We start from the raw sequence: 15,275 nt of genomic DNA, 5'->3' as shown, positions 1-15,275 counted from the left end.
AATTGTGGCAAAACAGTATGAATACAACTTTACAGAGATAGAGAAAAAGTGGCAGCAAAAGTGGGAAGACACCCATATCTACGAGGTAGAGCGCGATGAATCAAAGCCTAAGAAGTATGTACTTGAGATGTTTCCTTATCCGTCTGGTAGGCTTCACATGGGCCATGTGAGGAACTATACACTTGGTGATGTTGTTGCCCGTTATTATTGGAGGCTGGGATATAATGTTCTTCATCCTATGGGATGGGATGCCTTTGGGTTGCCTGCTGAAAATGCCGCTATTAAGCATGGTATTCATCCTAAAAAATGGACCTATGACAATATTGCTAACATGAGAAAACAGCTTAAGCGTATGGGTATTTCTTACGATTGGAATAGAGAAGTCACCACATGTGACCCAGAATACTATAAATGGACCCAATGGATATTCCTAAAACTATATGAGAAGGGACTGGCATACAAGAAAAAGGCTAAAGTTAATTGGTGTCCCAACTGTAAGACAGTGCTTGCCAATGAACAGGTTGTTGATGGTAAATGTTATAGGTGTGGTACACCTGTTGTGAAAAAGGAAATTGAACAGTGGTTTTTTAAGATTACTGCTTATGCCGATAGACTTCTTGAAGACCTTGATAAACTCGATTGGCCTGAAAGGGTTGTTGTTCAGCAGAAAAACTGGATTGGTAAGAGTAAGGGTACAAAGGTGAGGTTTAAATTGGAAGACTTTGATGACTATGTTGAGATTTTTACCACCCGTATTGATACTATCTATGGCGTGACATTTATGGCTATTGCTCCAGAGCATCCTCTTGTAGAGAAACTTGTGAGGGGTACCCCATATGAGGAAGAAGTTATGGCTTTTAAGGAAAAAGTTATGAATATGTCTGATATCGAGCGTATGTCTACTACACTTGAGAGAGAGGGTATATTTACTGGTAAATATGCTATTAACCCCTACAATGGTGAAAGAGTTCCCATATGGGTGGGTAACTATGTTCTTGTAGACTATGGTACCGGTGCTATTATGGCTGTTCCAGCCCACGATGAAAGGGACTACGACTTTGCCAAGAAATACAACTTGCCTATAAAGGTTGTTATTGTTCCTGAAGAGGGTGAGTGGGACTTTGATAAAGGGGCTTACACAGAGCCTGGTATCCTTGTCAATAGTGGTCCATTTAGCGGTATGAAATCAGAAGAGGCCAAAGAGGCCCTTACAAAATATGCCGAAGAACATGGATTTGGTGAACGTTCCTACATGTACCGTATTAGAGACTGGCTTATATCTCGTCAGAGATATTGGGGAGCACCTATTCCTGTTGTCTATTGTGAAAAGTGCGGTATTGTACCTGTTCCTGAGGATCAGCTTCCTGTGAAGCTCCCCGAGGTTGTGGATTTTGAGCCGAAAGGTGCTATTTCCCCACTGGCTACATCTAAGGAATTTGTGGAGACAACATGTCCTATATGTGGTGGTCCTGCCAGAAGAGAGACCGATACAATGGATACATTTGTTGACTCTTCTTGGTACTATCTGAGATATCCCAGTCCTCACAGTGAAGATAAACCCTTTGAGGAAGAAGATGTAAAATACTGGATGCCCGTTGATGAGTATATTGGTGGGGCCGAACATGCAGTGCTTCACCTGTTGTATGCAAGATTTATCAACAAGTTCCTCTATGATATTGGATATAGCCCTGTAGATGAACCATTCCAGCATCTGTTTACCCAGGGTATGGTTCTGAAAGACGGTGCCAAGATGTCTAAATCTTTGGGTAATATTGTCGATCCTGATGAGATGATGCAGAAGTATGGTGCCGATACCACCCGTATGTATACCCTGTTTGCCGCTCCCCCAGAAAGGGATTTTGACTGGAAAGAAGAGGGCATTGAAGGTGTATTCAGATTTCTTAAGAGGGTATGGAATACTATTAACGACCTTATAGACAGTGTAGATGACTTTGATAAGGAGCTTCCACCGGAGGACACATGGACCGATAAGGAAAAGGAACTTATTCGCAAAACACATTGGCTTATCTACAGAGTTGAATACGATATGAAAGACAATTTCAGATTCAACACGGCTATTGCTGCAATGATGGAATATATGAACCTGTTCCAGAAGATATATAAGGATGTTAGACCTGAGGTTGCCGTATTCGGTGCTAAAACATTTATACAGGTAATGGCACCGTTTGCTCCTCATATTACGGAGGAACTGTGGGAGAGGATGAAACAACCATATTCTATACATATGTCTCCATGGCCCAAATATGATGAGAAGTATCTCAAAGCAGATACTATTACAGTTGTTGTCCAAGTCAACGGAAAGGTCAGAGGTAAGCTTGATGTTGATGCGGAGATATCTAAGGATGAGATATTGAAGCTTGCCAAAGAGATTCCCAATGTTAAAAAGTTCTTGGATGGTAAGCAAATCGTCAAAGAGATATATGTTAAGGGTAAACTGGTGAACTTTGTTGTGAAATAGGATGAAAGATTATATTAGTGTGTGGATGAAGTGGGTGGCCATAACGGTTGTTGTGGCCACCTTATTATTTTTTGTTGGCTATCATATGGGATATAGAAAAGCATCTGTTTCGTGTGCTCTGTCATCATTAACCTCTTCGGGAAACAACACATCTTCTCATTCTAATAGGCAGATAGCCGTTTATGTTGTAGGTGAGGTTATAAACCCCGGTGTTTATACGTTACCTACTGGTAGTAGGCTTCAACAGGCGGTTGAGGCTGCAGGAGGCTTTACAGCATCGGCAGATATGATTGCCGTTAATCTTGCTATGAAACTGGTAGATGGTATGAAGATATATATACCACCAAGGATGTATGAGGGGGTAGTAAAAACATCAGGAAGTGAGGATGGTCTTATCAATGTTAATATGTCCTCAGCTTCTGAGCTTGAGAAGGTTCCAGGTATTGGGCCTGTATTAGCATCTCGGATTGTTGAATATAGAGAGCAATATGGACCGTTTACTACATATGAAGACCTCCTAAAGGTGCAAGGTATAGGAGAAAAGACACTTGCCAAAATTAAACCATATATTCAAGTGCCATAGAGAGAGGGTTATTGCTGTCAGATTAATGTTCTACGGACTGCTTATATTGATATTGTTGATGCGTGTGTTGATGTCACATCTCTACCCCGATCATGTTTATGTGGTGCTCGGAGCCTCAAAAGCTGCACAGCTAAGTAATCCCTTTCATATTACCTATGTATCCGATGAGTATTTCCCCGGTGATGTCCTTTTAACAGCTACAGATACAGCCTATATAAAAACTGCAACTCGTTTGTATAGAGATGTGAGACATGTTTTCTGGAAGGACCGCATGAAGACGGCATCGCTACAAATGTCGGGCACATCTGCAAAGGTTCTCTTTGGCATGCTTGGTGGTTTTAAAGTACCCTTTGAAATTCGTGAGAAATTTGCATCATACGGTATGGCACATTTGTTTGCTGTTTCGGGTACACATATTGATGCTGCGGGAGCATTCCTTTATGTTTTAGGTATACCTATATGGGGTCTTTTGGTAGTTATGCTTTTATATGGTTTTATGGTTGGCTTTGCTCCTTCTATCATTCGTGCCATTGTATTTCTTGTTGTTCTTTTACTTGTTAAATTTACGGGAGAGAAACAGGTAGATATTGGCTCACTTGTTATTATTACAACTCTTACTGTTGCTATCTTTGTTCCAGCATATGTGTTTTCTGTGTCTTATATTTTGTCATTGCTTATTGCAGTTGGTATTATCTATAGTTTTCAAACCCACAAATATGATGTTATGTTATGGACTATATGGGGGCTTTCTGCTTGGTACTTTTCTGGTATTTCTATATTTACACTGGCTTTTCCCTTGTTTAGTGTTCTATTTACTGGTTTTATGGGAGTTTCCCTTATGTGGCTAGTATTACCACTGAAAATCATAGGCCATGCCATTGATAAAGGATTATCTTGGATTATCGGGGTTCCTTATTTACCTTTTCCCATGTACGTATATGTGCCTTCTTATGTTGCATTTGCTTTTGTAGGTCTTGTTTTAATAAGAACAGGTTCGAAGAAAATTAAGATGGTTGGAGGAGTTATCATTGCTTTGGTTCTCGTTTTGCATCTGACGCTGATGTATATGTTTCCCTATAGAAGCGTGTATGTTAATGTAGGAGAAGGAGATAGTCTTATTTTATCGTCTCCTGAGGCGCGTATGCTCGTGGATAGTGGCAGACCATATCCGTGGGTGTTGTCGAATATACTAAAATCCTTAAAATCATTGGGTGTGAATACTGTGGATGTTGTGCTTCTTACACACTCCGATAGAGACCACACTGGAGGATTTGATAAGTATCTGAAAGATATCTTGAAAATGCGATATACAGCAGTTTTGCGCGGTGAGAATATATGTAATAAAAGAGTTTCATTTTCGAAGGATTTCTTTATACAATTTGCTCCATGCAGAAGAGGTTGGTCTGATAACGAGCGGTCAGCTGTAGTGTATTTTCATAATCAATGGCTTCTTGCGGATTTGGAAAAAAGAGGATTGTCTTACTTCTTAGAAGTTACCCCACGACATGCAGATATTGTAAAGATGCCTCACCATGGAGCTTATGATAAACATACAGGAGACTTGGTAAAGTTTATAGTACCACAATATGCCATAATATCTGTAGGTAAAAATCCGTATGGACATCCAAGACCTGCTACAATTAGAATATTAAAGGTTCACGGTGTTAGAATATATAAGACGGATGAAAGTGGAACCCTCGTTGTTCTTGTTTCCCGTGACGGTAAGGCATATTTCTTGCCACTAAAGCATTGGTGGCTTTATGCTTTACAATATATAGTGTAAGACAAATATTTGGAGGTGTTAACTATGGAGATAGAGGTCGTAGGTAGAGGCTACAATGTTTCTGAGCACATTAAAGACTATGTTGAAGAGAAGATTGGCCGTCTTGAACGTTTCTACGACAATATCCAGCGTGCCCATGTGGTTATTAATAGACAGCCACATAAGGATGGTGAGCTATACAAGGTGGAAGTTACACTTTATGCCGCTGGAAAGACCTTCCATGCTGAGAAGACAACTGCCATGATAAGTGAGGCTATAGATACTATCTCAGATGTTTTGGAAAGAAGTGTTAGAAGGTATAAAGAGAAACTTGTCAAGAGACATAAAATTCATGCTTCCCATATCAAAGAAGAGAGTATGGAAACTTATGCAGAAGAAGAGGGCGAAGAATTGCCCGAAGAAATAGAATGGTATCGCACTGTTGTTTTAAGACCTATGACAGTGGCAGAAGCCCTTGAGGAGATGAAACTGGGAGATCATAGGATTTTCATGTTCCTTGATGGCGAGACAGGTCATGTGTGCCTTCTTTATAGGAGAGATGATGGTACGCTTGGCATGATTGAATCGATAGTGGAGTGATGTAGATTGTTAAAGTTGATTACAGACTACCTGAAGAAAAGAGAACTTCAGAAGTATTGGAAAAAGGTAGAGCGAATTAATGCACTGGAACCTGAGATAGAAAAACTGTCAGATGATGAACTAAAGGCCAAAACGGCCGAATTTAAAAACAGGCTAGAAAGGGGGGAATCTCTGGATTCCCTCCTTTTTGAGGCTTTTGCCGTTGTTAGAGAAGTAGCCAAGCGTACCTTGGGTATGAGGCACTTTGATGTGCAACTTATAGGTGGCATGGTTATTCATGAAGGCAAAGTAGCAGAGATGAAAACCGGTGAGGGTAAGACACTTGTTGCCACTTTGCCTGCATATCTCAATGCCCTTACAGGTGAGGGAGTACACATTGTTACTGTAAATGAATATCTTGCCAAGAGAGATGCCGATTGGATGAGACCTGTTTATGAGTTTCTTGGTATTACTGTTGATTACCTCAAGAGTGATATGGATAAAGATCGTAAGAAGCGGGCATATAAAGCTGATGTACTTTATGCTACTAACTACGAGCTGGGCTTTGATTATCTAAGAGACAATATGGCACGTTCTCCCGATGAGATTGTCCAGAGAGGTCTAAACTATGCCATAGTTGACGAAGCGGATTCTATTCTTATTGATGAGGCCCGAACTCCACTTATTATTTCTGGTCCTGCTGAGGAAGATACCCGTATTTACTACAAGGTTGCCAAATTGGCCCGTCGCATGGTTCCCGGTGTTGACTTTGAAATGGACGAAAAAGATAAGTGGGTAACACTAACCGAAAAAGGTATTAAAAAAGCAGAGCGCTTTTTGCATGTCGATAATCTCTATAGCTTGGAGAACACAGCTCTTCTTCATAAAGTTATACAGGCTATTAGGGCCGAATATCTATTTAAAAATGAGGTTGATTATATAGTCAAAGACGGAGAAGTTGTTATTGTAGATGAATTTACAGGTCGTCTTATGTATGGTAGACGATATTCTGATGGGCTCCATCAGGCTATAGAGGCCAAAGAAGGTGTTATGGTAAAAGGAGAATCTGTGGTATATGCTACGATTTCTTACCAGAACTTCTTTAGAATGTACAAAAAGCTTGCTGGTATGACTGGTACAGCTGAGTCATCTGCTGAAGAATTTGAACGGATATACGGCTTGAAAGTAATTGTCATACCCACCAATAAGCCTGTTATTAGAAAAGATTACCCTGATGTTATCTATAAGACAGAAAAGGCCAAATTTGATGCTGTTGTTAGAGAGATAGAAGAAATGTATAAGATTGGTAGACCTGTGCTTGTAGGTACAAGGTCTATTGAAAAATCTGAGTATTTGTCCAATCTTCTTAAGAAAAAGGGAATTCCCCATCAGGTACTTAATGCTAAATATCATGAAAAGGAAGCGGAAATTATTGCCCATGCCGGTGAGAAGGGTATGGTCACTATTGCTACAAACATGGCCGGTAGAGGTGTAGATATCAAACTGGGCCCCGGAGTAAAAGAATTAGGGGGACTCCACATTATAGGCACAGAGAGACACGAAGCCCGTCGTATAGACGACCAGCTGAGAGGTCGTTCCGGTCGTCAAGGAGATCCCGGTTCTACACGGTTTTATCTTTCTCTTGAGGATGAACTTATGAGACTCTTTGGTGGAGAAAGCATTAAAAATCTTATGAATAAACTTAATATTCCTGACGATGAACCTATAGAACATCCTATGATTACAAGGGCAGTTGAAAAAGCACAGAAGAGGGTAGAGAATTACCACTTTGATATTAGAAAGAGACTTCTTGAATATGACAATGTTTTGGATATGCAGAGGGATATTATTTATGACCAGAGAAGGAAGATTCTCTTTTCAGATAACGTGGAAGATATACTTGATTCTATTATTAGAAACTATGCCAAGTATTTGGCAGATGTTGTGTGGTCTGATGAGCTGACTCCTGAAGAGATTGTAAAAAAAGCACAACAGGAACTATATCTTCTTACTGGCAAACAAGTTGAGTGGGAAGGATATCTTCCAGAAGATAAAGAAGATTTAGAGAAATGGTTTGAAGAGAGTATTAGAAAAGTCCTTCAGTTGAAGAAGGAGTTGTGGGGTGAAGATGTTTGGAAGCAGGTGGTGAAACAGGTGCTTCTTAGTACTATTGATAGAAACTGGATAGATCATCTTCAAACAATGGAACAACTAAGGCAGGGAATAGGATTGAGGGCATTTGGCCAGAAAGATCCACTGGTCGAATATCAATATGAGGCAAGGAATATGTTTGAGATGATGCTCAATAATATTAGAAGAGATACAATAAGAACGCTGTCTGTTTTGAATCTAAATATTACGGTTAACGCCCCTGACAGGGAAGGGAGGAAAGGATAATGATAGAAAATATCGTACAGCTGAAAGAAAGGGTGTCAGAGATAGAAAAAAAATACAGGGAAGCGAGGGATCGTCTTTGACCTTGCTAAAGTAAAATCTGATATTGAAGAGTTAAAAAAACAAACTTCTGCCCCTGACCTCTGGGATGATCCCCAGAGGGCTTCTTCTTTAATGAAGACTTTGCAGGAGAAAGAAAATATTTTGAAGGAAATAGAAGACTTGGAAAATCAGTTTGCCGATATAGAGGCTTACTTTGAGCTTCATGAAGAGACAGGTGATGAAGAACTACTTCAGGAACTTTCGCAGGCCGTAGAAGATTTGGAAAGAGCTGTAGAGAGTTTTTGGGTAAAGACTTTGTTTACTGGTAAATATGATGATAAAGATGCTGTGCTATCTCTTCATGCCGGTGCAGGTGGAGTAGAGGCTATGGACTGGACCTCCATGCTTATGCGCATGTATATGAGGTGGGCCGAAGAAAATGGCTATAGTGTAGAGGTGCTTGATGTTTCTGAAGGTGAAGAGGCAGGGGTTAAAAGTGCCACTATGGTTATCAAAGGCCCTTATGCATATGGAAAACTGAAGGCAGAAAAAGGTGTTCACCGTCTTGTACGTATTTCTCCATTTGATGCCAATAAGAGGAGACATACTTCATTTGCCCAAGTGGAAGTTGTTCCATATTTTGATGAAGATGTAGATATTGATATCAATCCTGAAGATATTCGTATGGATACATTTCGCTCTGGTGGTAAGGGAGGTCAGCATCAGAATAAGAGGGAAAGTGGTGTAAGATTGACCCATATTCCAACAGGTATTTCTGTTATTGTTACATCTGAACGTTCGCAACATCAGAACAGGGCAAAGGCAATGAAGATTCTCAAGGCTCGCCTTTTGCAACATTATGAGAAGCAGAGGGAAGAAGAACTGCGAAAACTAAAGGGAGAACACAAATCTGCAGAATGGGGTAATCAGATACGCAGTTATGTGATGCAACCCTATCAGATGGTGAAAGACCACCGTACAGGTTATGAGGTAGGTAATGTGGGTGCTGTTTTAGATGGTGATATTGACGAATTCATCATAGCTTATCTTAAGTGGTCTGCTGGAAAGGATGATGGAAGTGGCAAGTGATGTTATATTGGCCCTCCGCAATATTACTGTACACCTTGGGTACAGTAAGCGGAGGGTGCTTTCAGATATTTCTTTCGATGTATATCAGGGAGAAAGGGTATATGTACTAGGACCTACTGGTGCAGGAAAGACAACTCTTCTTTATACCATATACGGCGTTTGGAAGCCTACATCAGGTTCTGTTCACTTTGATAGCATGGAGATCACTCCTCGTAAAAGACCTCCACTTGAGAAGTGGAGACGAGATATAGGATTTGCATTTCAGGATTATAAGCTGCTTATGGATCGTACGGTTATAGAGAATGTTACCATTCCCCTTGTTTTAAGGGGATTTGCCCGGGAGGATGTTTTATCTTTTGCTTATAAAGCATTGGAAGTTGTAGGCATGAAGGATCGTGATAAGGACTTTCCCTCTATGCTCTCAGGTGGTGAGCAACAGCTTGTATCACTGGCAAGAGCTATTTCTTTTAGGCCCAAACTTCTTCTTGCCGATGAACCCACAGCGGGGCTTGACAATATTACCTCAGAAAGAGTATTAAAGGCCCTTGAGCATATTAGAGATGAATACAATATTACTATGCTAATCGCCACACACAATGTGGATATAGCGGCACGTAGGGCAACACGAATTATTAGAATAGAAGGTGGAAAGTTGAGGGTTGATGCTTATGGTAAAGGCAAGATACCGCAAGACTAATTTAGATAGATATTTTAGTAGGGCTCTTTCTATATTCTGGGGTGGTGGTATAGCCACACTCAGTGCTGTGCTATCTGTAGCATTTGCTGTATTTGTATGGATTACCGTGTCTTATTTACTGATTTTTACTCAAAACTTTGCCGGAGCAATTTATGGCAATTTGGGTATTGTAGCATTTTTCAATGATAGTGTTACTGATGCTGGAGTTTCCGACATTATTGCCGATGTAAAAAAAATACCCGGTGTCACATCAGTAAAATATGTTCCTCCTGAAGAGGCTTTGAAGAATTTGGAGAAATCTCTTGCCGATTATTCGGCGCTAATAGAGAGTCTTCCGTACAATCCTATTCCTCCGTCTATAGAGGTATATGTTAAGAATCCTGAAGATTTGGAAAAGGTTGCTGCAGCTTTAAAGAAGATGGGGGTGTTTGACGATATTCTTGTACCCACCGATTTTGCCAATAAAATTATGCGGATTGTCAGTGTGTCGCGAACGGTTGTGATGTCTGTTATGGTGCTGTTTCTGTTTATTACCTTCGTAATGATATTTCTTACGATATCGTCTGCAATATTATCTCATCATGAGGAAATTGTATTGTATAGGCTTCTAGGTGGCAGCTACGTATTTATTTATTTTCCGTTTGTGTTGTTGGGAGTGCTATATGGTATAGCTGGGGCATTTATAGGTACTATTGGAGCTGCATTTGCTATAAAAGCACTTACCCCTGGAATACAAGCCCTTGGGCAGGCTATCATAGGTATAGGTAATATCTCCGTAGGTAATATGTTGCCTGTCTATATGGTATCTATAGCTGTAGGGTTGATGTTGGCGCTTATTGCCGCTATGTTCTCTATAAGAAGATTTCTTGTTGAGATGGAGGTCAAGGGCTTATGAGAAAAAAATGGACTATCCTTATTGCTATTCTGCTGTCTCTGTCATTTATTCTTGCATCAGGTTCTGTGGTCTTTGCATCTAATAAGGTATCATCTGCAGATGATGTAAAGAAAAAGATAGAGGAGCAGAAGAAGAAAATAGAACAACTTAATAGAGAACTGGAAGAGCTGACAAGGGAGCTTAATCGTTTGGCTGCTCAGAAGGGTGGCATATATTCTAAACTGTATTCAGTTCAACAGCAAATTAAGGAATTAGAAGCCAAACAGGAACAGCTGGCCAGTGAGGTGGATGAGCTCGATGCAAGGCTGAAAAGGTTGGAGGTTGATAAGAACCTTTACCTGAAGAAGGTTGATGAAAAGCAAAAAGATATGGCTATTCGTGTTCTTGCTTGGTATAAATATTCTAAATATGGCTGGACTACATATCTTGGAAACATCCGCAATTTTACTGAATTTATGAGGGATAACTATGAAATGATGCTTGTAGTAGATATGGATAGAAATATTCTTGCAGAGTATACTCTCAAGGTGCAGAAATTGAAGGAGATAGAAAGTCAGATAGTAGCGTTAAGAGAGGAAAGGCAGAAAAAGATTGATGAACTCAATAAAATTGTGGCAGAGTTAGAACCCCAGTACAAGGAATATAGCCGTATATATACTTCTCTGAGTGCTGAGTATTCCAAGAATCTTGCAAAGAAGAGAAAACTTATAGCTTATAAAGAGAAAGAGGAACAAGTGCTCTATCAGCTATTGGCTCTTCTTGAAGCATATAAAGGTGATGGCAAATTTACCGGTTTTATATGGCCTATGACAGGAGTACTTACTGCCAAATTTGGATGGCGCATTCACCCGATATACCATACAAAGATGTTCCACTATGGCATAGATATTGCCGCACCATTTGGTACCCCCATCAAGGCTGCGGCATCTGGAATAGTGGCATATGCCGGTTGGTTTGGCGGATATGGATACACGGTTATCCTTGCACATCCTAACGGTTTTTATACATTGTATGCTCACCTGTCAAAGTATATTGTGAGAGAAGGACAAAAGGTCTATCAAGGACAGGTTATAGCATATGAAGGTAGTACAGGTTGGTCTACAGGACCACATTTGCACTTTGCTATATACAGAAAAATAGGTGGTAAGAAGGAATTTGTCGATCCTCTGAAGTATTTGCCGCCTATGCCATAGGGAGGTGTTTTTGTTGAAGAGACAGAGAGGTTTTAGTTTCACAAATCTTCTAATTTATGTGCTTATTTTATCTATTGTGTTTGCCTCTGGTTTTTTATTAGGTCAATATGAAACAGCAAAGAAAGTTGCCACAGGAAAGCCGACTATCCTTGACAAAATAGTGCGTACGTTTGTTGGTCCCAATTTGTCTTCTGATGATTGGGAGCTTCTTAACGCTATCAGGGATATAATCAAACAGAAGTATTATAAGCCTGAGGCTGTAACGGCTACATTGCTAAATATTGGTGCTGCCCATGGTATGGTTGATGCGTTACCTGACCCTTATAGTGCTTATCTTGATCCACAAGAGTACAAAGAGTTTTTACAGTCTACTGCTGGCAACTATAGTGGCATAGGTGTTCTTGTTAAAGAAAATAAAGATAAACAGGGAATTATCATTGTCAAGGTATTCCCCGGTTCCCCTGCCGAAAAAGCAGGCTTGAAGAATGGGGATATTATTGTCAAGGTAAATGGGGAAGATATTACGGGGCTTCCTATAGAGGCTGTTACCCCTAAGATTAAGGGGCCCGCAGGTACAAAAGTTAAATTGACTGTCCTTCGTGGTGAGGATCTGCTAGACTTTGAGGTGGAGAGGCAGACAATACATATTCCCGCAGTACTTAAGGATGAGTGGCTTGATATCAATGGGCATAAGGTTGCCTATGTTGATTTTTCTACGATGTTTTTTAGAGGTAGTGCAGAAGATGTCGCAAAAGTGCTAAAACAATATCAAGATGCCGGTGCAGAGGCTATTATTCTTGATATTAGAAATAATCCTGGTGGGTTAGTGTCTGAGGTGGTAGACCTTTTAGGTTATTTTGTTCCTGGTAAACATGTTTTGACTATTCAAGCGAGAGATAAAAAAGAGGAATATAATGCCAAAAAGCATGAGTGGGTTGTATCTGTACCTGTGGTACTTCTTGTTAATGGTTTTAGCGCTTCTGCCTCTGAGATATTTTCTGCCAATTTAAAGTATTATAAGAAAGCTATCTTGGTTGGTACACGCACCTATGGTAAGGGAACAGTTCAGGAATTAGAACCGCTTGGTGATGCTGGTGCTGTGAAACTTACCATTGCGGAGTACATTACCGCCGGTGGATATCATGTAGAAGGAAAAGGAGTAGAGCCTGATATTAAGGTGGATATGAAGACGGCTAGCACTGCAACAGATGTCATTTTGAAGACAGCAGAAGATTATCTTCAGGAGAAACTGGGTAAGTGATCCCGGTTTCTCCTTTTCAAAGTAGTCTTTTCATTTCCATCTCCTCAGGTGATTCAGGGGCAACGAGAATGGATTTTTCTCCTCTGTATATAGCTAATCCTATTTCACCCTTTACAGGTTTAATGTTCTTACGCTCTGTATATATGACCTCAACCTTGGAAGAATCTTTCATTTTGGAAAAGTAAGATGCAAGTTTGGCTGCTGTTATGATAGCGTATTCCGTTATTACACCATCTTTGGGTTTTAATATGACATGACTGCCGGGGAAATCTTTAACATGAAACCACAGATGTTTTTTCGATGCGAGATGAAATGAAACAATATGATTGCCTATCTGGTTTTTCCCAACAAGGTAAATATTCCCATACTCATCTTCAAATTTCATATATGGTTTGCCTACGTGCTGTGTTGCTTCCTCATCCTCATCTGTTTTAAGTTCTAAATGTTCTATTTGTCTCTTCACTTCTTCAATACGTCTGATGACATTTTCTCGTTTCTTTTTTAGGTGTTTATATTTCTTGTAATAGTGGGTGGCCATTTCTTTGGGGTCTTTACCTGGTTCTATGGGTACAGTAACATTTTCTCCTGTTTCCCAGTCGGTAAATGTGAATGTTTTTTCATAAATAGGATGATGCAAATAGGTTAGTATGCCGTCACCGTACTTTTTGTATTTCTCGAAATCTTCAGTAGATTGTAATTCTTTTTCTAGTTTTGAGAGGAGTTTTTCCAATCGTTTTCGTTCTCGCCTTAGTTTTTTATCCTTTTCTCTCTGTATAGCTTTTTGGTGTTCTATTTCCAATGATGTTATGTAATGTTCGTAAAATAGTCCTATAACACTTTGTTCAGAGGGTTTTACCACATGAAGATAACTATCCAGTTCCTTTGTGTCTCCACCGTACCTTATACTTTGCCATAGGGTATATATCTCATCAAGTGAGAAGTACTTTCGCCTTTCTTTGGCTATTCCTCTTAGTATGAAGTGTTCCTGGGAAGAAAGAAGAGGAATGTCTTCTATGCTATAAGTCCCCTCTATAGGTGGTGGTGTGTATATACTACCCCCCCAGAGCATGCGACCATACCGTTTGTCTTCTACTTCCCTATGAACATATAAGATACGTTTGTCTTTGTCGGTTAATATAAGATTTGTCTTGTTTCTCTGCATTTCAAAATAGAGATATTTCTGTTGGGATGGTAGATATTTGTGCGTTAATGTAATTTCAAGTACAACGTCTAAGTTTAGAATTGTAAATCCTGATATGTACATGTCTTTTAGATGGTCAGAAAGGTTATGCCGGGGGCAATTCCTATCGCTGTCGGCTATATCGATATATGGATACTTTGGATGGACTGATATCCACAGATTTGTGTTTTTCAGGCCAACAATATAACTATGTAATTCTTTACAATAAAAAACACCGGTAACCTGTCTTTTATCGTATTTTCCACTTATTGATAACAACCAAGTTTTTATGTCTATAATATCCATAGTCTGTATTATAACAGGTGGTGATATACATGCATCATGAGGTAATTGCTAAACTTCAAAGGGGACAGGGTATAGAGGGTATCTTGGTTGAAGATGGAAAGATTGTTATGAGATGGAATATATCGGCAAAGAAGACGACCCCTGTTAGGGAGGTTCTCCGGGCTATAGAACTAGCAGAGGCAGGAGATTATGTTCTTGTTGAGATCAAAATGGAGAAAGAGTTATATAACGCTGTGCCATATGTAGAGGATGCACTGGATGCATATGGTGTAGATATTAATCTTCTTTCCGAGGATACCTAAATTTGTGAAGCACCGCATACCATGCTGTGGATTCCTTAGAGGGTGGTGTTAGATATTTGTCGAGCCATTTTGGTATAGGTAGTAGACATAGTAAACCTGAAAATATACCGTTGATAATACTTACCGTGAGGTGATAGGTGATGGCGTACATAATACCGAATATGAATGCTCCAAAGCCTAAGGCGTATAGGATTCTAGCCCAAACACCTACAGTACCACCTTCGTATCGTGTACGCATGGCATATGTATAAACCACACTGAGCATAATGCTGCCACCTTCAAATATGAGATAATAAATATTCAAGGTATTTCTTCGTTGTATGAGGTCCCAGAGTGCCATAAAACCTACGACAGCGTATAGAATAGATAATACAACCATGTAATATGGTGGTTTACCCTTTTCGGTTAGATGATTGGGTATATGCCAACCTAGAAATAGTAGAAGGTATGTTGCTATAAGTAATCCTATTATGCTTAATATTATCCACATGCTCCTCTCCTCCCATGGTTTAC

Annotated in this window: 13 protein-coding genes; 11 read left to right on the top strand and 2 right to left on the bottom strand. The window is 39.9% G+C overall.

Features of this window, described 5'->3' with window-relative positions:
• Positions 1 to 4: 4 nt before the first annotated feature.
• The 10 genes from leuS to GM182_RS04895 all read left to right on the top strand — a co-directional run bounded on the left by leuS (position 5) and on the right by GM182_RS04895 (position 12,974).
• Positions 5 to 2,479, top strand: coding sequence for a leucine--tRNA ligase (leuS, locus tag GM182_RS04940; protein ID WP_449186014.1), 2,475 nt, complete (start codon positions 5 to 7; stop codon positions 2,477 to 2,479).
• 1 nt (position 2,480) lies between these two features.
• Positions 2,481 to 3,062: a ComEA family DNA-binding protein gene (locus GM182_RS04935; protein ID WP_449186013.1), complete on the top strand. Its 582-nt coding sequence runs from the start codon at positions 2,481 to 2,483 to the stop codon at positions 3,060 to 3,062.
• Positions 3,028 to 4,845 carry a ComEC/Rec2 family competence protein gene (locus GM182_RS04930; RefSeq protein ID WP_449186012.1) on the top strand — a complete coding sequence of 606 codons (1,818 nt, stop codon included), beginning with the start codon at positions 3,028 to 3,030 and terminating at the stop codon, positions 4,843 to 4,845. The genes GM182_RS04935 and GM182_RS04930 overlap by 35 nt, the downstream gene beginning before the upstream one ends.
• Positions 4,846 to 4,869: 24 nt before the next feature.
• Positions 4,870 to 5,424 carry a ribosome hibernation-promoting factor, HPF/YfiA family gene (gene hpf / locus GM182_RS04925; RefSeq protein WP_449186011.1) on the top strand — a complete coding sequence of 185 codons (555 nt, stop codon included), beginning with the start codon at positions 4,870 to 4,872 and terminating at the stop codon, positions 5,422 to 5,424.
• Positions 5,425 to 5,430: 6 nt separating this feature from the next.
• Positions 5,431 to 7,800, top strand: a complete 2,370-nt coding sequence (secA, locus tag GM182_RS04920) for a preprotein translocase subunit SecA (RefSeq protein ID WP_449186010.1) — start codon at positions 5,431 to 5,433, stop codon at positions 7,798 to 7,800.
• Positions 7,800 to 8,928 (top strand): peptide chain release factor 2 gene (gene prfB / locus GM182_RS04915; RefSeq protein ID WP_449186009.1). Its coding sequence is split into 2 segments (ribosomal slippage): positions 7,800 to 7,871 and positions 7,873 to 8,928, totalling 1,128 coding nucleotides; the frame shifts between segments, so codons are not numbered across the junction. Before secA ends, prfB begins: the two co-directional genes overlap by 1 nt.
• A complete protein-coding gene (locus tag GM182_RS04910) occupies positions 8,912 to 9,625 on the top strand; it encodes a cell division ATP-binding protein FtsE (protein WP_449186008.1) in 714 nt (237 codons plus the stop codon). The genes prfB and GM182_RS04910 overlap by 17 nt, the downstream gene beginning before the upstream one ends.
• Positions 9,597 to 10,520, top strand: a complete 924-nt coding sequence (locus tag GM182_RS04905; RefSeq protein WP_449186007.1) for a cell division protein FtsX — start codon at positions 9,597 to 9,599, stop codon at positions 10,518 to 10,520. The genes GM182_RS04910 and GM182_RS04905 overlap by 29 nt, the downstream gene beginning before the upstream one ends.
• The gene (locus GM182_RS04900) at positions 10,517 to 11,713 is read left to right on the top strand and encodes a murein hydrolase activator EnvC family protein (protein WP_449186006.1); all 1,197 of its coding nucleotides are present in this window, start codon (positions 10,517 to 10,519) and stop codon (positions 11,711 to 11,713) included. The genes GM182_RS04905 and GM182_RS04900 overlap by 4 nt, the downstream gene beginning before the upstream one ends.
• Before the next feature lie 13 nt (positions 11,714 to 11,726).
• Positions 11,727 to 12,974, top strand: a complete 1,248-nt coding sequence (locus GM182_RS04895) for a S41 family peptidase (RefSeq protein WP_449186005.1) — start codon at positions 11,727 to 11,729, stop codon at positions 12,972 to 12,974.
• A 16-nt stretch (positions 12,975 to 12,990) separates the two neighbouring features.
• Here the strand turns inward: GM182_RS04895 and GM182_RS04890 are convergent, their stop codons facing one another.
• The gene (locus tag GM182_RS04890; RefSeq protein WP_449186004.1) at positions 12,991 to 14,460 is read right to left on the bottom strand and encodes an NFACT RNA binding domain-containing protein; all 1,470 of its coding nucleotides are present in this window, start codon (positions 14,458 to 14,460) and stop codon (positions 12,991 to 12,993) included.
• Positions 14,461 to 14,489: 29 nt separating this feature from the next.
• Between GM182_RS04890 and GM182_RS04885 the strand changes: the two genes are divergently transcribed.
• Complete coding sequence (locus tag GM182_RS04885; RefSeq protein ID WP_449186003.1) at positions 14,490 to 14,762, top strand: hypothetical protein; 273 nt, start codon at positions 14,490 to 14,492, stop codon at positions 14,760 to 14,762.
• On the opposite strand, the gene GM182_RS04880 is transcribed toward GM182_RS04885, so the two are convergent.
• Positions 14,737 to 15,252 (bottom strand): hypothetical protein, encoded by a 516-nt coding sequence (locus GM182_RS04880; protein WP_449186002.1) that lies wholly within the window; start codon positions 15,250 to 15,252, stop codon positions 14,737 to 14,739. The genes GM182_RS04885 and GM182_RS04880 overlap by 26 nt on opposite strands.
• Positions 15,253 to 15,275: the final 23 nt, after the last annotated feature.

It is taken from the genome of Zhurongbacter thermophilus (assembly GCF_026184435.1).
Classification (GTDB): domain Bacteria; phylum Coprothermobacterota; class Coprothermobacteria; order Coprothermobacterales; family JAADFF01; genus JAADFF01.
Note: the sequence above shows the minus strand (reverse complement) of the source record. Positions and strands in the feature narration are given on the sequence as shown.

Coding starts and splice junctions, on each gene's coding strand:
- GM182_RS04935 (WP_449186013.1), top strand. CDS start 2,481: ATGAAAGATTATATTAGTGTGTGGATGAAGTGGGTGGCCATAACGGTT.
- hpf (WP_449186011.1), top strand. CDS start 4,870: ATGGAGATAGAGGTCGTAGGTAGAGGCTACAATGTTTCTGAGCACATT.
- GM182_RS04910 (WP_449186008.1), top strand. CDS start 8,912: ATGGAAGTGGCAAGTGATGTTATATTGGCCCTCCGCAATATTACTGTA.
- GM182_RS04905 (WP_449186007.1), top strand. CDS start 9,597: ATGGTAAAGGCAAGATACCGCAAGACTAATTTAGATAGATATTTTAGT.
- GM182_RS04900 (WP_449186006.1), top strand. CDS start 10,517: ATGAGAAAAAAATGGACTATCCTTATTGCTATTCTGCTGTCTCTGTCA.
- GM182_RS04890 (WP_449186004.1), bottom strand. CDS start 14,460: ATGGATATTATAGACATAAAAACTTGGTTGTTATCAATAAGTGGAAAA.
- GM182_RS04885 (WP_449186003.1), top strand. CDS start 14,490: ATGCATCATGAGGTAATTGCTAAACTTCAAAGGGGACAGGGTATAGAG.
- GM182_RS04880 (WP_449186002.1), bottom strand. CDS start 15,252: ATGTGGATAATATTAAGCATAATAGGATTACTTATAGCAACATACCTT.